The sequence below is a fragment of the Isoptericola sp. GX10416 genome, assembly GCF_056590155.1.
Genome location: NZ_JBWPVO010000010.1, coordinates 65,366 through 84,029, shown reverse-complemented (window position 1 = coordinate 84,029; position 18,664 = coordinate 65,366). Strand labels below are relative to the sequence as shown.

Sequence of the window (18,664 nt, the reverse complement as noted above, 5' to 3'; positions counted from 1 at the left end):
TCTCAGACGAAGGCCGCGTGGCCCGTGATGGAACGGCCGACGATGAGGTGGTTCATGTCGCGGGTGCCCTCGAAGGTGTAGACGGCCTCGGCGTCGGCGAAGAACCGCGCGACCCCGGTGTCGAGGGTGATGCCGTTGCCGCCGCACACCTCGCGGGACAGCGCGACGGTCTCGCGCATGCGGGTGGTGACGAACGCCTTGGCCAGCGCGGCGTGCTGGTCGCGCTGCGTGCCCTCGTCCTGCATCTGCGCCACGCGGACGCACATGCCGAGGCTGGCGGTGATGTTGCCCAGGGCGGTGGCGAGCTTGTCCTGCACGAGCTGGTAGGACGCGATCGGGTTGCCGAACTGCTCGCGCTCCTTGGTGTACTTCACGGCGGCCTCGTAGGCGCCGATCATCGTGCCGAGCGACTGCCAGGAGACGCCGTCCCGCGTGACCCGCAGGACGTTCGCCAGGTCACGGAAGCTGTCGATGCCCTGGAGACGGTCCGCCTCGGCGACCTCGACGCCGTCGAGCGTGATGTCCGCGTTCTGCACGATGCGCAGCGACTGCTTGCGCTCGATCTTGGTCGCGGTGAACCCGGGCGTGCCCTTGCGGACGATGAAGCCCTTGACCTGGTCGTCGGCGGTGTCCTTGGCCCAGATGACGACGACGTCCGCGAACGTGGCGTTGCCGATCCAGCGCTTGGCGCCGTTCAGCACCCAGGTGTCGCCGTGCCGGGTGGCGGTGGTGCGCAGCCCGCGGGCGGTGTCGGACCCGGACAGCGGCTCGGTGAGCCCGAATGCGCCGATGAGGTCGCCGCCGGCCATGTCGGGCAGCCACTGCGCGCGCTGCTCGGGCGAACCGCCGAGGCCGATGGAGCTCATGGCAAGGCCGCTGGAGACCCCGATGAACGTGCAGAACGAGGAGTCGACACGGGCGAGCTCCATGCCGACCCAGCCGCGGAAGACTGCCGAGTTCTCGAACTTCCTGGTCTCGTCCCAGGCGGCGCCGACGCTGCCGAGCTGGGCGAACGGCTTGAACAGGTGCACGGGGCAGTCGGCCCGCTCCCAGTAGTCGTCCGCGATGGGGCGCACCTCGCGCTCCATGAACGCGCGGACCTGCGCCACGGCGTCCTGCTCCACGGGCGTCAGCAGGTCCTGGAAGCCGTAGAAGTCGGCGTCGAGCCGCTCCAGGCGTTGCGTGGCGGGCGAGCCCGCCGGCGCGGTGATGGTCATGTCGTCTCCGATCGTCGTCGATCCTTCGTCGCCAGTCTTGCATCATCTTTGGAGATGTTGCACCCCTCGACGCGATCCGGGCTAGGCTGCCGCCATGATCACCGCGACCAGCGAGATCGCCGACGTCGGCCTGAGGGCTGCACCCACCAGGCTCTCCGCACGCCTGGCCCCCGGCAACCACCCCGACGCGTTGCGCGCCTTCGAGCGCGCACGTGAGACCTTCGTCTCAGGTGGTCGCATCGACATGGGCGGCCTCGCGACGGACCTCGGCGTGGACCGCACCTCGGTGTTCCGCTGGGTCGGCAACCGCGACGCTCTCCTCGCGGAGGTCCTCTGGTCCCTCGCCGTCCCCACGCTCGTGCAGGCGGAGCGCGCCGCCGACGCCGGGCACTCGCGGGACGACGACGGTGCACCGGTCGCCCCGGCGGCCTACCTCGCCGAGCTGCTCACCCACTTTGCCACCGACCTCATCGAGGCCGACTACTTCCGCGAGTTCCTGGCCCGGGAGCCCGCCCGCGCCCTGCGCCTGCTGACGACGACGGCGAGCCCCATCCAGCACCGCTACGTCGCGACGGTGGAGCACCTGGTGCGCACCCGTCTGGGCAGCGCCCCGTTCGACGGCGCCATCGAGCCGCACGCCCTGGCCTACCTGCTGGTCCGGGTCTCGGAGTCCTTCACCTACGCCGACCTCATCGCCGGGGAGGCGCCGAGCCCCGACGCCGCCCGCTCCGCCTTCCGCCACCTGCTGCGCGCCTGAGCCCACACACCGCGAGCCGCGCCCGCCACCGCCCGAGAGGAACCCGATGCCCCGCGTCCGCCACGCCTTCGCCCTGCGCTGGAACGACAACGACCAGTACGGCCACGTCAACAACACCGTCTACTACCAGGCGATGGACACCGCGGTGAACACCTGGATGATCCGCGAGGCCGGGCTGGACCCCGCCGGCGACGTCCGCGGCTACTGCGTCGCGTCGTCGTGCGAGTTCCGTGCGCCGGTGGCCTATCCCGCGGACGACCTCGAGGTCCTCGTGGGCGTCGCCCGCCTGGGCACGACGAGCATCACCTGGGACCTGCCGATCGTGCGTGCCGGCTCCGACGAGCCCGTGGCCGAGGGCCGGTTCACGCACGTCTTCGTCGACGCGACCACGCAGCGGCCTGTCCCCGTCCCCGCCACGATCCGTGCCGCCGTCACCGAGCAGCTCGGGGCGCCGATCGCCTGACGTCGGACGTCAGGCCGCGTCCCACCAGCGCAGCAGCAAGGTCCCGGCCAGCGTGAGCCAGGGCGACGGCTCCCCCACGCCGCCGTCGACCTCGAACCACACGTCACCGGCGTGCCGGTGCGACGTCGCCCACGTGCCGTCGTCGCGGCGCGCCGCCCGGACCGCCGCGACGGCGTCGGCCAGCCGCTCGTCCGGGGCGACGCCGTCGTACCGCGCGGCGCGCCGGAAGTAGTCGCCGGCGCGCAGCAGGCTGTAGTCGGCCCGGAACGGGTACTCGAGCCGGCGCACCCAGTCGCCGACAAGCTCGCCGGTGGAGCGCCGATACATCAGGCGCCGGTCCAGCAGGTACTCCTGGCCGGCGCGGCGCGCCTCGCGCGCCCGGCCGCCGCCGCCGACGAGCTGTTCGTACTCCAGCAGCCCGATCAGCACGCTGAGCGTGGACCAGAACGACGAGACGCGCGCCCCGTCCTCCCACCAGCAGTTCCACCCCCCGTCGGCCATGTGCCCACCCGACGGACCCGTCAGGCGGTCGAGGATCTCGGCGACGTCGACGCCGAGCCACGCGCCGTTGGCCAGTGTCATGGCGTTGATGCAGCAGTCGACCTCGCCACCCCAGTAGGGCAGGTCGTCGTACTCCCAGCGGCAGTGCCGCGCCAGCAGCGCGGGCGTGTCGCGCGCCTGCAGCACCGCGGCGTCCAGGCCCCACTGGCGCAACGAGGTGAGCGACCAGGTGGTCGCCGTCCAGGGCTGGGGCGGGTCGCCCTCGCCCTGCACGTCGAAGTACGCAGGGCCCCCCGGGAAGAACGCGCCGCGGGCCCACCGACCGTCGTCGTCCTGGTGGGCGAGCAGCCTCGCCCCGAACCCCTCGGTGGCGACGCGGGCGCGGGTCGTTCGCCACGCCGAGCCGTCGAGGCCGAGCAGGTCGCGCTCGACCTGCCAGCGCAGCGCGGGATCAGTACCGAGCAGCCAGCCAGTGAGGTCCGTCACAACCGACATCGTAGGGAAGGGTGCTGACGCGGTGTGTCTGTTGCATCGGTCGATCACATACCGACCGCGCGGTATGCTGTGGGGACGACCGGCACCGACGCCGGCTCCGACGAGAAAGGTGAGGTCGCCGATGACCGACGTGCCCGGCCTGGACTGCGCCGGCCTGACCCGCTGGCTGGCCCGCGAGCACCCCCACCTCGCACCCGACGCTGCGACACCGCTCACCGCCCAGGTGATCGCCGGAGGCCGCAGCAACCTCACCTACCGCGTGGACGGCGCACGCCGGCCGCTCGTGCTCCGGCGCCCGCCGCTGGGCCACGTCCTGACCAGCGCGCACGACATGCACCGCGAGCACCGCGTCATCTCTGCGCTCAGCGCCAGCGCCGTCCCCGTCCCCGCCGTCGTCGACGTCGTGGACGACGCCGACACCCGCGAGGTCACCGGGACCACGTTCTTCGTCATGGAACGCGTCACCGGCACGGTGCTCTCCCGCCCCGAGCAGAACGCCGCCTACACCGCGGCCGGGCTGCACCGCCTCGGCACCACCCTGGCCACCACGCTCGCCGACCTGCACGCCGTCTCGCCGGACGACGTCGGCCTCGCCGACTTCGGGCGCCCGGCCGGATACCTCGGGCGCCAGCTCGCCACCTGGCGGCGCCAGTACGACGCTTCCCGGTCCCGCGACCTGCCCGAGGTCGACGAGCTCCAGGACCGTCTCGGCGCGAGCATGCCGACGACCGCCCGCACCGGCATCGTCCACGGCGACTACCGCCTCGACAACGCCCTGGTCGCCGGGACGCCCGACCGTCCCACCGTGGCCGCCGTCCTCGACTGGGAGATGGCCACCCTCGGGGACCCGCTCGTCGACCTCGGGCTCCTCGGCCTCTACTGGGACATCCGCAGCCTCACGCCCAGCGACACCGTCGTGAGCGCCGTCGTGCCCGACGCCGGGTACCCCACGTTCGACGAGATCGTCGACACCTACGCCGCCCGGTCGGGCACCAGCGTCCCCGACCTGTGGTGGTACCGCGCCTTCGCCGCCTACAAGCTCGCCGTGATCCTCGAGGGGATCCACTTCCGCTACCGCGCCGGCGAGACCGTCGGCGACGGGTTCGACGCCATCGGCGACCTCGTCGCCCCCCTTGCGACCGACGGGCTCGCCCGTGCGGCCGCCCGACCCAGGAGCGCCTGACATGGACTTCGCCCCCGACGCCCGCACCGCCGAGCTCACCGAGCAGGTCCGTGCCTTCGTGCACGACCACGTCCTGCCCGCCGAGCCGGTGCTCGACGACCAGCTCGCCGCCGCGCCCGACGACTGGCGCTTCCGTCCCGTCGTCGACGAGCTGCGGGCCAAGGCCCGCGCCGAAGGGCTGTGGAACCTCTTCCTGCCGTCCGAGCGCGGGGCCGGGCTCACCAACCTCCAGTACGCGCCGCTCGCCGAGGCGACGGGCTGGAGCGTCCGCCTGGCCCCCGTGGCGATGAACTGCGCCGCACCCGACACCGGCAACATGGAGCTCCTCGCGGAGTTCGGCACCCCCGAGCAGCAGGAACGCTGGCTCGAACCCCTGCTCGACGCCCGCATCCGCTCCGCGTTCTCCATGACCGAGCCCGACGTCGCGTCGTCCGACGCTTCCCAGATCGGTACCCGCATCCGCCGCGACGGCGACGAGTACGTCGTCACCGGGCGCAAGTGGTGGTCCACCGGGGCCATGAACCCCGACTGCCAGCTGCTGATCGTCATGGGCAAGACCGACCCGGACGCCGACCGGCACCACCAGCAGTCGATGATCCTGGTCCCCCGCGACACCCCCGGCGTCCGCGTGGTACGCCCCCTGACCGTGTTCGGCTACGACGACCGCGACCACGGCGGCCACGCCGAGATCGTGTTCGACGACGCCCGCGTGCCGGCGTCCAACCTGCTCGGCACCGAGGGCGGCGGTTTCGCCATGGCCCAGGCGCGGCTCGGGCCGGGCCGCATCCACCACTGCATGCGCGCCCTCGGCACCGCCGAGCGGGCGCTGGCGCTCGCCGTCGAGCGCGCGCACGACCGGTCCACGTTCGGGGTGCCGCTCGCCCAGCAGGGCGTCGTGCGCGAGTGGGTCGCCGAGGCCCGCGTCGAGATCGAGGCGCTGCGGCTGCTCGTGCTCAAGACCGCGTGGCTCATGGACACCGTCGGCAACCGGGCGGCCATGACCGAGATCCAGTCGATCAAGATCGCGGTGCCGCGCGCCGTGCAGCGCATCCTCGACCGGGTCATCCAGCTCTTCGGCGCCGCCGGCGTCTCCGGTGACCAGCCGCTGGCGGAGATGTTCGCCGGCATCCGCTCCCTGCGCATCGCCGACGGGCCTGACGAGGTGCACCTCGCGTCCCTCGGGCGCGCCCAGCTGCGCCGCTGACCCACCCCCACTGTCCCCACCGTCCGCCAACCCAGCATCGCGAGGTCGTACTGCAGGTCGTCGGGTCGTACCCGCGCGGTACGACCCGGCGACCTGCAGTACGACCTCGCGATGCTGGCGGGTGAAGAATGTCGCCATGGTTCGTTCGCCCGTGCTGATCCGCCCTGCCACGCCCGACGACGCCACCGCCTGCGCGTTCGTCCATCACACCTCCTGGGTCGAGACGTACTCCCACCTGCTCCCGGCCGACCACTGGACGACCGACACGCTCGAACGACGCACGTCGATCTGGCAGTCCCGGCTCGACGGCGGAGCCTCGGTCTGCGTCGCGGACGTCGACGGGGACGTCGTCGGGCTCGCGATCGGCGGTTCCGGCCGGCAGATCGGCGACCACCCGCCGGTCCGCGACGCCGAGCTGATGTCGCTCTACGTCCTGGCGTCCCACCACGGTTCCGGCGCCGGCCAGGCCCTGCTCGACGCCGTCGTCGAACCCGGTGCGCCCGCCCAGCTCTGGGTCGCCGAGGACAACCCGCGGGCCCGGCGCTTCTACGAGCGCAACGGGTTCCTGCCCGACGGGGCGCGCCACGTCGACGCGGGCCACGGCATCGTCTCGGTCCGGCAGGTCCGCTGACACCGTGCCCGCTCTACCTCGCGGGCCTGCGGCACCATCTCGCCGGCCCACCGCTCTACCCCGCGCACAGCCTCGCGGGACGGAATCTCTACCTCACGGGACGCACGACGACGGGACCCGGCGCGTGGGGGCGCGCCGGGTCCCGTCAGGATCGTGGCCGGACGAGGATCGCCCGTCCGGCCACGGGTCACTCGGCGGGGATGCCCTCGCCCTCTACCGCCGGCGGGGCCGGCTCGGCCGGGGCCACGGTGTCGCCGTCGAGCACGTAGGTGGTGCCGACGAAGTCCTGGACGCCACCGTCGACCGTGGTGATCCCCGCCGTCGTGAAGCCGGCGTGGTTGTCGGCCGAGTAACCGAGCGGGGCCAGACCGTTGCCGACCACGTCACCGGACTCGAGCGCCTCGACGAGGGACTCGCGGGTCGGGTCCTCGCCGGCCTTGGTCAGCGCCTCCACGAACGTGTAGCCGACGCTCATGCCGAAGACGGTGTTGCCGTCGAACGGTGCGCCGCCGTTGTGCTCCTCGTTGATGGTGGTGAAGAGCTCCACCCAGTCGCTGTCCGGGTTGAACGGCAGGTAGTTGACGGACACGAAGCCCTGGAGGAGCTGGGGCGCCAGGTCCTCGCCGAGGAAACCGACGAGCGTCGGATAGTCGCCGCCCGCGGACGCCGCCATCCAGGTGGGCATGAAGCCCATCTCCGCGGCGGTGCCGACCGCCAGCGCGGTGAAGCCGTTGACCGTGGCGAGCATGACGACCTCGCACCCGGCGCCCTGGAGCGCACCGATCTGTGCGGTGACGTCCTGGTTGGAGGTCTCGTAGGTCTCGGCGGCGACGACGCCGTCCTCGCCGAGGGCGATCCTGGCGCCCTCGAGGAAGGTCTCGCCGTAGTCGTCGTTCTGACCGAGGACGCAGACCTTCTCCCCGGCGTGCTCGTCGGCGGCGTACTGCCCGAGCGCCGAACCCTCGACGTGGTAGTCCGCGTTGTAGCCGAAGGTGTACGGGTACTCCTCGGGGTTGTTCCACGCGGTCGACCCCGACGAGACGAACAGGTCCGGCACCTCGTTCTGGTTGAGGAAGTCCAGCACGGAGGAGTGCGTGGGCGTCCCGAGCCCGTTGACGATCGCGAACACGTCGTCCTGCTGGACGAGCTCGCGCACCACGGTCTGGGTGTTGGCCGGGTTGTAGCCGTCGTCCTTGACCAGGTACTCGATCTGGCGACCGTGGACACCGCCGTTCGCGTTGACGTAGTCGAAGTACGCCGTGGTGGCGGCGGAGATCGACGAGTACCCCGCGGCGGCGGGGCCGGTGAGCGGCTGGTGGGTGCCGATGGTGATGCTCTCGGCGGTGACGCCGGGAACGGCCTCGTCGGCGCCGCCGCAGGCGACGAGGGTCAGGGTGAGCGTCGCGGCGCCGAGCGCGGCGATGGTGGCGCGCGCTCGGGCGCGCCGGGTGGTGATGGTCCGCATGGAGGTCACCTCTCTGTGAGCGATTGCGAGACTTGCCGGGTCGGCCGGAGCCGATGGGTGAGGGAGCTGACGCGACCACCGAGGGCGTGGGACAGCCCTCCTGGCCACACGACGGTGACCGCGACGAGCAGCACACCGAAGACGAGGACGGCGAGGTTGCCGGCGAGGCGCTGCTCGAGGTCGGAGGGCAGCCCGACGTCGGCGACCAGCAGGTCGATGAGCCAGGGCAGCAGGACCACGAGCACCGCACCGACGGCGGCGCCGCCGATGCTGCCGAGGCCGCCCACGACGACGGCGACGAGCAGCAGCAGCGAGAAGGCGAGGTCGTAGGCGCCATGACTGACGTTCTGCGTGACGACGGCCATCACCGCACCGCCCAGCCCGGCGGCCAGGGCTCCGGCGACGAACGCGACCGTCTTGACGCGCGCCGGGGAGACGCCGGCGAGCCGCGCGGCGGTCTCGTCGCCGTGCACGGCGCGCATCCGGGTCCCGGACCGGCCGGATCGCATGATCGCGAGCGGTGTGACGGCGACCGCGGCGACCACCACGGCGATCCAGGCGTGCCACTGCTCGACGCCGACGACGCCGCGCAGCGCGTCGGGCACGCCCTCGAACGGGACGCCGATCCCCTGGCCGCCGCCGAGGGCGGACACCTCGCTGGTGATCGCGGGCAGGGCGATCACCAGCGCGAGGGTGAGTCCCGCGAGGTACGGGCCCTTCAACCGGGAGCCCGCCAGCCCGAGCAGGACGCCGACGGCGCCCGCCAGCACGAGAGCGCCGGCGATGCCGAGCGCGAAGCGTCCGGGCCCGGCCAGTCCGGCGTCGGCCGCTGGCGTCGCCGTGAGCGCGTACCCGTAACCGCCGGCCGCCATGAGCACTGCGTGCCCGAGCGAGAGCTGGCCGGTGAGACCGACGAGCAGGGTGAGCCCCGCCGTCGCGCAGAACGTCGCGGCGATCACCGCGAGCTGGTAGTTGCGGTAGTCGTCGAGCAGGAACGTCGCGCCCACGGCCAGGACGGTGAACACGAGGGCGCGCAGCAGGATCGCGCGGACACGTCGCTTGTCGGTGGTCATGCTGTCCGGGCCTCCTTGACCGCGAAGATCCCGCCGGGCCGTACCAGCAGCACGACGGTGAGCAGGGCGAGCACCGCGATCGGGGCGAGACCCGCTCCCAGGAACCCGGTGACGAGACTGATGAGGACGCCGACCACGAGGCCGCCGACGAGGGCGCCGGCCGGCGAGTCGAGCCCGCCCAGGACAGCCACGGTGAACGCGTGGACGAACAGGACGTCGCCGCTGTGGGCGTTCAGGCCGAGCTCGGTCGGCACGAGGAGCATGACTGCGAGCGCCGCGACCCCGGCCGACAACATCCAGCCGGCCGTCACCATGCGCGGCACCCGGACCCCGAGCAGCCGGGAGACCTCCGGAGCCATCGCCGAGGCCCGCATCTGCAGCCCGAGGGTGGTGCCGTTGAAGAGCACCGCGAGCCCGACGACGACCCCGAGCGCGACCACCAGGACGAACAGGTCGTAGGGCGAGAGCACGGGCACTCCGGCGACCACGAACGGCTGCTGCGACAGCAGGGCCGGCAGCGGCCGGTGCTGCGGCCCGAACGCGATGCCGATCGCGGACTGGAGCACCATGACCAGACCGATCGCGACGATCATGCCGGGCAGCGGCGTCGTCGCGGGCACGAGCCGGATGAGCCAGCGTTCGACGGCGAACCCGACGAGGGCTCCGGTGACGACCGCGACGACGAGCCCGAGCCAGAACGACCCGGTCAGGCCGGTGACGGCGAAGGCGACGTACACGGCGACGACCGCCATGGCCGCCTGGGCGAAGTTCACGATGCGCGCGGCCCGCCAGATGATGACGAGCGAGAGCGCGAAGAGCGCGATGACGAGGCCACGGGCAGTGCCGGTGGCGAGCAGGAAGACGAGGCGATCCATCAGAACCCCAGGTAGGCGTGCCGGAGGGCAGGGTCGGCGGCGATGTCGGCGGCGGGTGCGTCGGCGACGATCTCCCCCAGACCCAGGACGATGCCGCGGTCGGCGATGGACAGGGCGCTGGTGACGTTCTGCTCGGCGAGCAGCACGGTGAGCCCGGTCCGCCGCGCGGTGTCGCGCAGGGTGGTCATGAGCTGGGCGACGACGCGCGGGGCGAGACCGAGGGAGGGTTCGTCCAGCAGGAGGACGCGCGGCTGGGCGACGAGCGCGCGGGCCAGGGCGAGCATCTGGCGCTCGCCTCCGGAGAGCTGGTGGCCCAGCGCCTTGCGCCGGCGGGCGAGCGGCTCGAACTGCTCGTAGAGTCCGTCGACGGCGGCGCGTCGTGCCCGCCGTCCGCGCACCTTCCAGAGCGCCCCGAGGTGCAGGTTCTCTTCGACGGTGAGCTCCGCGACGACGCTGCGTCCTTCGGGCACCTGGGCGAGACCGCGCCGGGCACGGTCCTCGACCTTCAGGGCGCCGACGTCCTCGCCGTCGAGCAGGATCCGCCCTGAGCGGGGGGCGACGAGCCCGGAGACGGCGCGCAGCAGGGTGGTCTTGCCCGCGCCGTTGGCGCCCAGCAGGGCGACGACGGCGCCCGGTGCGATCTCCAGGGTGAGCGAGTCCAGGACAGGGGCACCGGCGTAGCCGACGGTGAGACCGTCGACGGCGAGCATGGTCCGGGTGGCGGTGACGGCGTCGGTCCGGGTGCTCATGCCGTCCCTCCCGCCACGGCCGCGGCCTCCAGCCCGAGGTAGGCCGCCTCGACCGCGGGGTCGGCGCGCACCTCGTCGGGCGTGCCGCAGGCGACGCGCTTGCCGAAGTCGAGCACGACCACCTGGTCGGCGAGCCCCATGACGAAGTCGACGTGGTGCTCGACCAGGAGCACGGAGCAGCCCTCGTCGGCGAGCTCGCGCACCACGAGCGAGAGCTCGCCGATGTCGTCGGCGCCCAGTCCTCCGGCGGGCTCGTCGAGCAGCAGCAGGCGCGGCGAGGTGACCAGAGCGCGGGCGAGCGCTACCCGCTTGCGCTCCGGGTAGGGCAGCGCGGAGACGGGGGTGCGGGCGTGCCGTGTCAGGTCGAGCCGTTCCAGGGTCGCCGTCGCGGTGGCGAGGTGGGCGTCGATGCTGCCGCGACGCCCGGTGAGCGGCACCAGGACGTTCTCGACGACGGTCATCGCGTCGAAGAGCCCGAGCCCCTGCAGGGTGCGGGACACCCCGGCGGCGACGAGCCCGGTCGGTGAGGCGGGCGCCGGTCGGCCCGCCAGGAGCACCCTTCCGGCGGAGGGTCGGACCAGGGAGCAGACGGCGTTGAACACCGTCGTCTTGCCGGCCCCGTTGGGGCCGATGAGGGCGACGGTCTGGCCGTCGCCGACGGTGAAGCTGACGTCGTCGAGGGCGGTGAGCCCACCGAACCTGACGGTGAGCCCGTCGACCTCGAGCCGCGGGACTGTGCTGGACATCGGCACCTCTTCGTGTCGGATGGTCACATCCTAGCCGGTAAACCGACTAGTTGGTATGTCATATTCAGAGATGTTGCACGGTTGTGACGAACAAGGGAGCGACCAGCGCTCAGAGGTGCCCGACGCCGTTGATCATGCCGCCGTCGACCACGAGCTCGGCGCCCGTGACGTAGGCGGAGGCGTCGCTGGCCAGATAGACCACGGTGCCCGTCAGGTCGCCCGGCAGCCCGCCGCGACGCAGCGGGATCGGCAGCCCGGACGGATCGATCTTCGCGGTCATGTCGGTGGCGATCCAGCCGGGGTGCACCGAGTTCACGCGGACTCCGTACTGCCCGAGCTCGACGGCCAGCGACTTCGTCAGCCCGCGGACCCCGAACTTGGAGGCGACGTAACCGTGCAGGTGGGTGCTGCCGCGCATCCCCTCCACCGAGGAGATGTTGACGATCGAACCCCGCCCGCGCTCCCGCATGGTCGACGCGACCGCCCGGCAGCCGAGGTAGACCCCCGTGAGGTTCACCGCGATGACGGCGTCCCACTTGGCCCGGGGGTAGTGCTCGATCGGGCCGGCGTTGGCGATCCCCGCGTTGTTGACCAGCACGTCGAGGCCGCCCCAGGCGTCCACCGTGCCCGCCACGACGGCGTCCCAGGTCTGCTCGTCGGTGACGTCGAGCCGGTCGAAGCGGACCCGCTCCCCCAGCTCGGCGGCGAGGGCGGCGCCCTCGACCTCGAGGAGGTCGGCCACCACCACGCGTGCTCCGGCGTCGTGCAGGGCACGCACGTAGGCCGCACCGATGCCGCGGGCCCCACCGGTCACGACGGCGACCCGGTCGGTGAGGTCGAAGGCTGCGGCCAGCGTCGTCGCGCTCACGAGGCGACCCGCACGACGAGCCGGCCCGTCGTGGACCCGGTCGCCAGCAGGGCCACGGCGTGGGGTGCCTCCTCGAACGGGACGGCGTCGGCGACCACCGGGCGCAGCACGCCGGCGTCCGCGAGGCGCACGAGCTCCGCGTGCGCGGCGTCGACCAGCGCCGGGTCCCGCTGGGCGTACAGCCCCCAGTGCAACCCGACCACGCTGTAGTTCTTGACGAGCGCGTGATTGGCGCGCACGGGCGGGATCTCGCCGCTGGCGAAGCCGACGACGACGATCCGCCCCTCGAAGGCGATGCACTTCGTCGACGCCTCGAACGACGGTCCGCCCACCGGGTCGAACACCACGTCCGCGCCCGCACCGCCGGTGATCTCCTTGACCCGGGCTGCGACGTCGTCGGAGCGCAGCAGCACGTGCTCCGCACCGGCCGCGCGGGCGACCTCGGCCTTGGCCTCGCTGCCCACCACGCCGATCACCGTCGCGCCGGCGGCGGCGCCGAGCTGGCAGGCCGCCGTCCCGACTCCCCCTGCGGCCGCGTGCACGAGCAGCACCTCGCCGGCTCGGAGCCCGGCCCGGCGGTGCAGGCCGAACCACGCGGTCTGGTAGGCGACGGTCAGCGCGGCGGCCTGGACGTCGTCGAGCGACGCGGGCGCCGGGTGCAGGAGAGCGGCCGGGAGCACGACCTGCTCGGCCAGCACCCCGATGTGCGACCCGACGACCCGGTCTCCGACGGCGACCCGGTCGACACCCTCGCCGACCTCGACGACCTCGGCGCACAGCTCGATGCCGGGCACGAACGGGGGCTCGGGGCGCACCTGGTACTGGCCACGGGCGAGCAGGACGTCCGGGAAGTTGACGGCAACGGCACGCACGCGGACCAGGGCCTCGCCCGGTCCCGGCGCGGGGACCTCGACGTCGTCGAGGCTCATGACCTCGACCGGTTCGCCGTTGCGGTGCACGCGCCAGGCGCGCAGGGTGCTGGTCATCCGTCCTCCACGGTGATGCTCTTCAGGAAGAGGTCGGCGAGCTGGTTCGCGACCTCCGACTTGGTCTCGGGGCCCGACGGCGAGTACCAGTACGACAGGTAGTGCACGTCGGAGTAGAAGTGGGCGATGAGCACCGGGCGAGGCACGTCCGTGCGGACGACGCCCTCGGCCTGGCCACGGGCGATCAGCGCCGCGAACTCGTCGTGGTACTCGCGACGGCGGCTGGTGACGTCCTGACGCCGGTCCGGGGTCAGCATGTGCATGCTGCGGAAGAACACGGTGCCCTCGGGCATCAGGTCGATCGACGTCTCGACGACGTCGACGCACACGGCACGGATCACGTCGATCGCCGCGCCGCCCTCGTCGACGATCTCGTCGAGGCGGCGCTTCTGCAGCGTCAGGATCCGGTCGTAGATCGCGAAGAGCAGGTCGTCCTTCGACTGGAAGTAGTGGTACATGGCGCCCTTGGTGACGCCGGCGGCCTCGACGATCTGCTGGACGCTCGTGGTGGCGTAGCCCTGGGTGGCGAACAGGTCCAGGGCTGCTTTCAGCACGGCGTCGGCGACGTTGGTGGTCTTCATGGCACCATCCTTCACCCCGCCGCCGCGATCGACGCGCCACCGTCGATGCGGAGTGTCTGGCCGGTGACCCAGGCCGCGTCGTCGGACAGCAGGAAGGCGACCGGCCCGGCGACGTCGGCGACCTCGCCGAGCCGTCGCAGGGGGTAGGCCGCCGCGGCGGCCTCCTCGTCGGCGGAGTAGAGGGCCTCGGCGAAACGCGTCTTGACGACGGCGGGCGCGACGGCGTTGACCCGCAGGCGCGGCGCGAGCTCGTGGGCGAGCTGCACGGTGAGGTTGATGAGCGCGGCCTTGGAGACGCCGTAGAAGGCGATGTTCGGGCTGGCGGTGGTCCCGGCGATCGAGGCGATGTTCACCACGGAGGACCCCAGACCGGCGGCGACGGCGTCGCGCGTCCACTCCAGCGCCGCGACGACGTTGACGTCGATGATCTTGCGGACCACGGACGGCTCGACCTCCAGGGCCGGACCCCAGGCCGGGTTGATGCCCGCGTTGTTGACCAGGTGGTCGATCCGACCGAACCGTTCGGTCGCGGTGGCGAGCACCGCCTCGCGGTGGTCGGCGTCGTCGGCGCGACCGGCCACGCCGAGGGCCCGGTCGTGGCCGAGCGCGGCCACCGCCTCGTCGAGCGCGTCCGTCTTGCGGCCGGTGACGACCACGCGGCCACCCTCGGCCACGATCCGGTGGGCGATCGCGAGCCCGATGCCCCGGCTGCCACCGGTGATCACCGCGACCCTGTCGTCGAACCTGTGCACCTGTCCCCCGCACGTCGTCGTGCCGGCCTTGCCGTCGTCGGCGTACCGGATGGTCGGTTTGTCGTTCCGACCCTAGCACCGCCTCTGCCCGCGATGCCGCAGGATCCGGGGGGACACCGTCTCACCCGACCCGCCGGCGCCGGGGACTCGCCGATGGTCGCCGTTGCCCGCCGAGGCCGTCCACGCCACAGTGAGGACATGGACTTCACCCGACCGCTGCCCCCGGACCCCTACTCGCTGCTCCCGGTTCCCGCGACGTTCACGTTGAAGAGCCCCGACATCTCTCCCGGCGAACCGATGGACGCCGTGCACGCGATCGACGGCGGCAACGCCTCACCCGCCCTGGACTGGTCCGGGTACCCCGAGGAGACGAAGTCGTTCGTCGTGAGTTGCTTCGACCCGGACGCGCCCACGCCGTCGGGGTACTGGCACTGGCACCTGCTCGACCTGCCGGCCTCCGTCCACTCCCTGCCGCGCGGCGCCGGTGCCGCCGACGCCTCGGGACTCCCGGGCGGCGCCTTCCAGCTCACGTCCGACGGCGGCCAGGTCGGCTTCGAGGGCGCGGGCCCGCCGCCCGGGGACCACGCCCACCGCTACGTGTTCGCCGTGCACGCCCTCGACGTCGAGTCCCTGGACCTGACGACGGACAACACGAACGTGCACGCCGCGTTCAACGTCTACTTCCACACCCTGGCGCGCGCCACGCTCACCGGGACGTACCGACGGTGACCGACTCCCCCGTGCTGCCCATCCTCGGCGACCTGCTGTGGGAACCGGCGCTCGGGCGCCCCGACCTGCTCGCGGACCCTGTCGCGAAGGCCCTGACGGCGTGGGTCGGCATCGACGAGCGGGCCGCGACGCAGGTCGCGGTGACCGAGATCGACCCGGATCACGCCGACACCGCGACGCTCAACGAGGTCCACGGGCTGGCGCCCGAGGCGTCGGCGAACTGCGTGCTGGTGGCCGGACGCCGCGGCGACGTCGAGCGGATCGCGGCCTGCGTCGTCGCGGCCACCACGTTCGCGGACGTCAACTCCCGGGTGCGTCGCCTGCTCGACGCCCGCAAGGCGTCGTTCCTGCCCGCGGAACGCGCCACCGCGGGGTCCGCGATGGAGTACGGCGGCATCACACCGGTGGGCCTGCCCGCCGACTGGCGCGTGCTCGTCGACGCGCGGTTCGCCGCGCCCGGGAGCCTCGCGCTCATGGGCTCCGGCCTGCGGCGGTCCAAGCTGCTCATGCCGGGGCCGCTGCTGTGCGCGATGCCCGGCGTCGAGGTGGTCGACGGCCTCGGGATCGACCGGGGCTGATCAGTTCTCGGAGCGTCCCTGACGCCAGTAGCCCATGAAGGCCACGGCCTTGCGGTCGACGCCGCGGGTCGTGACCAGGTGACGGCGCAGCGTCTTGATCACGCCCGCCTCGCCGGCGAGCCACGCGTACAGGACGGCGTCCTGGGCGAGCGGCCGCCCGTCGGCGTCGACCGGGACCTCCCAGAGCGTCTCGGTCTCGATGTCGATCTCGGCCAGCTCGGGCTGCGTCTGCGGCGCCTCGTCGACCGAGGCGCGCACGCCCAGCGCGAGCATGCGGTCGGCGGCCTCCTGGACGGCGGGGACCAGGAGGTCGCCGTGCGTGCGGCCCTCGCGGGCCAGCCAGGTGATGCGCACCCCAGCGGGCGCGACGAGCGTCCAACGGTCCTCGCTGTGCGGGACCTCGAGGAACACCTCGCCGACGGCGTCGGCGGGCAGGGTCTCGCAGATGGACGCGATCGCCGGGACGGCGGTCTCGTCACCGGCCAGCAGCAGTGCATGGCTGGTCGCCGGCGGCGCAAACTCCAGCCCGCGGTGCGGACCCTCGTGCGCCGCGTTGGGGCCGAGAATCACGAGCGGGGTGCCAGGCTTGGCGCCGTTCGCCCACCGGGACGCCGGGCCGGTGTCGCCGTGCAGCACGATGTCGACGTCGACCTCGCGCAGGTTCTGGCGCACGGCTCGCACGGTGTAGGTGCGCAGCGGGTTGCGGCGCTCCTCGGGCAGCTCGCGCCACGAGGTGTACCAGTCCGGGTTCTGGCGGTCCAGGTACTCCCAGCCGCCGCAGGGCGCCGGGAGCAGGAACTTGATCCGCTGGTCGCGGCCGTTGTCCGCGAACTGGTCCAGGTCGTCGCCGCGGAACGTCACCCGCACGAACGACGGGCACAGTCGCACCACACGGCGGACCTCCACGTCGAACATGCGAAAGGGCGTCGTCGTCGGGGCAGCGGTCACCGTCATGGAGGCCAGCCTAACCTTGCCCGCCGGGTGCTCCGCAAGCATGGTGACCCGCCTCACAGCCCGGCTGGCGGCCGTACCGGAACACCCTCGTCCGGCCGCGGGTTGGGACGTGCATGACTACCGTCCACGTCGACATCTGGTCCGACATCGCCTGCCCGTTCTGCTACGTCGGCAAGCGCAACTTCGAGTCGGCCGTCGCCGCGAGCGACGTCGACGTCGAGGTCACGTACCGCTCGTTCCAGCTCTCCCCCGACATGCCCGACGACGTGAGCGGCAGCCACGCCGAGATGCTGGCCGCCAAGATGGGCGTCGGCGTCGAGGACGCTCGCGCGATGGAAGAGCGCACGGCGGGCCTCGCGAAGCAGGTCGGTCTCAGCTTCGACTACGACGCCCTCCACCCGGCCAACACGCTCGCCGCCCACCGGCTGCTGCACCTGGCCAAGGCGCACGGCAAGCAGGGCGAGATGAAGGAGAGGCTGATGGCCGCCTACTTCGAGGACGGTCGGCACGTCGGGCGCACCGACGAGCTGGTCGAGCTGGCCGTGGAGGTCGGCCTCGACGCCGACACCGTCCGCGAGGCCCTCGACTCCGGCGCGTACGCCGACGACGTCGCCCAGGACGTGGCGCAGGCGGCGGCGTACGGGATCCGCGGCGTGCCGTTCTTCGTGCTCGACTCCCGGCTCGCCGTCTCCGGTGCCCAGCCGCCGGAGGTCTTCGCCCAGGCGCTCGCCCAGGCGGCCGGTGCGGAGGACGCCGCGTGAGCGCCACGCCCGACGGCTACCCGGCGGATCCGCCCGGCGACACCCCGGTGCCGTCACCGTTCACGATGGTCGGCGACGCCGCCGCGCTGTGCGAGGGCGACGCGTGCGCCCTGCCCGCCGCCCCGGCCCCGTCGCCTCGACCGCTTCGGCACTCCGCCACCGGATCGGCAGAAGATCGTGCCGACTCGGTGGCGGAGTACCGAACCGGCGCTGGCGTCACGCCGTCCGGGTAGCCCAGAAGGCGACGGCCGACGCCGCGGCCACGTTGAGCGAGTCGACGTCGCCCGCCATCGGGATCTTCACCACGACGTCGGACGCCGCCACGGTACGCGGCCGCAGCCCTTCACCCTCGGTGCCGAGCACGAGGGCGAGCCGCTCCGGCGGGTCGACGGCGAGCTCGTCGAGGCTCACGGCGTCGTCGCTCAGCGCGAGGGCCGCGACCGTGAACCCCAGCTCGCGCAGCAGGTCGGTGCCGCCGGTGCGCCCGGTCGGTTCCGCGGCGCGCGGCCAGTCGTCGATCCGGGTCCACGGCACCTGGAACACGGTGCCCATGGAGACCCGCACCGAGCGCCGGTAGAGCGGGTCCGCACAGCGCGGGGTGACGAGGACGGCGTCGACGCCGAGCGCCGCCGCCGAGCGGAAGACCGCCCCGATGTTCGTGTGGTCGACGAGGTCCTCCAGCACGGCGACACGGCGCGCACCGGCGCCGTCCCGCGCTCCCGCCAGCAGGTCGCGGACGTCGGCCGGGACCGGGCGGTGCATCGCGGCCAGCGCGCCCCGGTGCAGATGGAACCCGGTGAGCGTGCTGAGCACGGCCTCGTCCCCGACGAACACGGGCACGTCCGGGTGCGCGGCCAGCACGTCGCCCATCGACTCCAGCCAGCGGTCCGCCATGAGGAACGACCGGGGCCGCTGCCCGGCGGCGAGCGCCCGGCGGATCACGTTCGACGACTCCGCCATGAACAGACCCTCGGCGGGCTCGCGCACGCTGCGGAGCTTCATGTCCGTGAGGTCGGTGTAGTCGCGCAGGCGCGGGTCGGCGATGTCCGTGACACGGACGAGGCTCGGGTGGTTCACCCGAGGATTCTCTCAGCCG

At 72.8% G+C, this 18,664-nt stretch carries 21 protein-coding genes and 1 pseudogene; 9 read left to right on the top strand and 13 right to left on the bottom strand.

Annotation, left to right across the window (positions count from 1 at the left end; genetic code table 11):
- Positions 1–2: 2 nt before the first annotated feature.
- Positions 3–1,217 carry an acyl-CoA dehydrogenase family protein gene (locus ACWAT2_RS14475; protein WP_480049001.1) on the bottom strand — a complete coding sequence of 405 codons (1,215 nt, stop codon included), beginning with the start codon at positions 1,215–1,217 and terminating at the stop codon, positions 3–5.
- Between the two features lie 94 nt (positions 1,218–1,311).
- On the opposite strand from ACWAT2_RS14475, the gene ACWAT2_RS14470 reads away from it, so the two are divergent.
- Complete coding sequence (locus ACWAT2_RS14470; protein ID WP_480049000.1) at positions 1,312–1,974, top strand: QsdR family transcriptional regulator; 663 nt, start codon at positions 1,312–1,314, stop codon at positions 1,972–1,974.
- Between the two features lie 46 nt (positions 1,975–2,020).
- Positions 2,021–2,437 carry an acyl-CoA thioesterase gene (locus ACWAT2_RS14465; RefSeq protein ID WP_480048999.1) on the top strand — a complete coding sequence of 139 codons (417 nt, stop codon included), beginning with the start codon at positions 2,021–2,023 and terminating at the stop codon, positions 2,435–2,437.
- A 9-nt stretch (positions 2,438–2,446) separates the two neighbouring features.
- Here the strand turns inward: ACWAT2_RS14465 and ACWAT2_RS14460 are convergent, their stop codons facing one another.
- Positions 2,447–3,433 carry a squalene cyclase gene (locus ACWAT2_RS14460; RefSeq protein ID WP_480048998.1) on the bottom strand — a complete coding sequence of 329 codons (987 nt, stop codon included), beginning with the start codon at positions 3,431–3,433 and terminating at the stop codon, positions 2,447–2,449.
- 121 nt (positions 3,434–3,554) lie between these two features.
- Here ACWAT2_RS14460 and ACWAT2_RS14455 point away from each other — a divergent pair, with 121 nt between their 5' ends.
- The 3 genes from ACWAT2_RS14455 to ACWAT2_RS14445 all read left to right on the top strand — a co-directional run bounded on the left by ACWAT2_RS14455 (position 3,555) and on the right by ACWAT2_RS14445 (position 6,451).
- Entirely contained in the window at positions 3,555–4,616 is a 1,062-nt protein-coding gene (locus ACWAT2_RS14455; protein WP_480048997.1) for a phosphotransferase family protein, read from the top strand.
- Between the two features lies 1 nt (position 4,617).
- Positions 4,618–5,820, top strand: a complete 1,203-nt coding sequence (locus ACWAT2_RS14450; RefSeq protein ID WP_480048996.1) for an acyl-CoA dehydrogenase family protein — start codon at positions 4,618–4,620, stop codon at positions 5,818–5,820.
- Positions 5,821–5,956: 136 nt separating this feature from the next.
- Positions 5,957–6,451, top strand: a complete 495-nt coding sequence (locus ACWAT2_RS14445) for an N-acetyltransferase family protein (RefSeq protein WP_480048995.1) — start codon at positions 5,957–5,959, stop codon at positions 6,449–6,451.
- A 187-nt stretch (positions 6,452–6,638) separates the two neighbouring features.
- Here the strand turns inward: ACWAT2_RS14445 and ACWAT2_RS14440 are convergent, their stop codons facing one another.
- From ACWAT2_RS14440 to ACWAT2_RS14400, 9 genes are all read right to left on the bottom strand, one after another.
- Positions 6,639–7,916: an ABC transporter substrate-binding protein gene (locus tag ACWAT2_RS14440; RefSeq protein ID WP_480048994.1), complete on the bottom strand. Its 1,278-nt coding sequence runs from the start codon at positions 7,914–7,916 to the stop codon at positions 6,639–6,641.
- 5 nt (positions 7,917–7,921) lie between these two features.
- Positions 7,922–8,989 (bottom strand): branched-chain amino acid ABC transporter permease, encoded by a 1,068-nt coding sequence (locus ACWAT2_RS14435; protein WP_480048993.1) that lies wholly within the window; start codon positions 8,987–8,989, stop codon positions 7,922–7,924.
- Positions 8,986–9,864: a branched-chain amino acid ABC transporter permease gene (locus ACWAT2_RS14430; RefSeq protein ID WP_480048992.1), complete on the bottom strand. Its 879-nt coding sequence runs from the start codon at positions 9,862–9,864 to the stop codon at positions 8,986–8,988. The genes ACWAT2_RS14435 and ACWAT2_RS14430 overlap by 4 nt, the downstream gene beginning before the upstream one ends.
- Positions 9,864–10,613 (bottom strand): ABC transporter ATP-binding protein, encoded by a 750-nt coding sequence (locus ACWAT2_RS14425; protein WP_480048991.1) that lies wholly within the window; start codon positions 10,611–10,613, stop codon positions 9,864–9,866. The genes ACWAT2_RS14430 and ACWAT2_RS14425 overlap by 1 nt, the downstream gene beginning before the upstream one ends.
- Complete coding sequence (locus ACWAT2_RS14420; protein ID WP_480048990.1) at positions 10,610–11,359, bottom strand: ABC transporter ATP-binding protein; 750 nt, start codon at positions 11,357–11,359, stop codon at positions 10,610–10,612. Before ACWAT2_RS14420 ends, ACWAT2_RS14425 begins: the two co-directional genes overlap by 4 nt.
- 109 nt (positions 11,360–11,468) lie before the next feature.
- Positions 11,469–12,227: an SDR family oxidoreductase gene (locus ACWAT2_RS14415; RefSeq protein WP_480048989.1), complete on the bottom strand. Its 759-nt coding sequence runs from the start codon at positions 12,225–12,227 to the stop codon at positions 11,469–11,471.
- On the bottom strand, positions 12,224–13,213 hold the full coding sequence (locus ACWAT2_RS14410; RefSeq protein ID WP_480048988.1) for an NADPH:quinone oxidoreductase family protein: 990 nt from the start codon (positions 13,211–13,213) through the stop codon (positions 12,224–12,226). The genes ACWAT2_RS14415 and ACWAT2_RS14410 overlap by 4 nt, the downstream gene beginning before the upstream one ends.
- Entirely contained in the window at positions 13,210–13,794 is a 585-nt protein-coding gene (locus ACWAT2_RS14405; RefSeq protein ID WP_480048987.1) for a TetR/AcrR family transcriptional regulator, read from the bottom strand. The genes ACWAT2_RS14410 and ACWAT2_RS14405 overlap by 4 nt, the downstream gene beginning before the upstream one ends.
- Before the next feature lie 11 nt (positions 13,795–13,805).
- Entirely contained in the window at positions 13,806–14,546 is a 741-nt protein-coding gene (locus ACWAT2_RS14400; protein WP_480048986.1) for an SDR family oxidoreductase, read from the bottom strand.
- A 198-nt stretch (positions 14,547–14,744) separates the two neighbouring features.
- On the opposite strand from ACWAT2_RS14400, the gene ACWAT2_RS14395 reads away from it, so the two are divergent.
- Positions 14,745–15,275, top strand: a complete 531-nt coding sequence (locus tag ACWAT2_RS14395) for a YbhB/YbcL family Raf kinase inhibitor-like protein (RefSeq protein WP_480048985.1) — start codon at positions 14,745–14,747, stop codon at positions 15,273–15,275.
- Entirely contained in the window at positions 15,272–15,853 is a 582-nt protein-coding gene (locus ACWAT2_RS14390) for a YbaK/EbsC family protein (RefSeq protein WP_480048984.1), read from the top strand. The genes ACWAT2_RS14395 and ACWAT2_RS14390 overlap by 4 nt, the downstream gene beginning before the upstream one ends.
- Here ACWAT2_RS14390 and ACWAT2_RS14385 read toward each other — a convergent pair whose 3' ends face one another.
- The gene (locus ACWAT2_RS14385) at positions 15,854–16,807 is read right to left on the bottom strand and encodes a siderophore-interacting protein (protein ID WP_480048983.1); all 954 of its coding nucleotides are present in this window, start codon (positions 16,805–16,807) and stop codon (positions 15,854–15,856) included.
- A 110-nt stretch (positions 16,808–16,917) separates the two neighbouring features.
- On the opposite strand from ACWAT2_RS14385, the pseudogene ACWAT2_RS14380 reads away from it, so the two are divergent.
- Positions 16,918–17,568, top strand: a pseudogene (locus ACWAT2_RS14380) (DsbA family oxidoreductase); the annotation flags it as partial.
- Entirely contained in the window at positions 17,565–17,801 is a 237-nt protein-coding gene (locus ACWAT2_RS14375) for a hypothetical protein (RefSeq protein WP_480048982.1), read from the top strand. The pseudogene ACWAT2_RS14380 and the gene ACWAT2_RS14375, both read left to right, overlap by 4 nt.
- On the opposite strand, the gene ACWAT2_RS14370 is transcribed toward ACWAT2_RS14375, so the two are convergent.
- Positions 17,785–18,645: a TrmH family RNA methyltransferase gene (locus ACWAT2_RS14370; protein WP_480048981.1), complete on the bottom strand. Its 861-nt coding sequence runs from the start codon at positions 18,643–18,645 to the stop codon at positions 17,785–17,787. The two genes, ACWAT2_RS14375 and ACWAT2_RS14370, sit on opposite strands and share 17 nt — an antisense overlap.
- Positions 18,646–18,664: the final 19 nt, after the last annotated feature.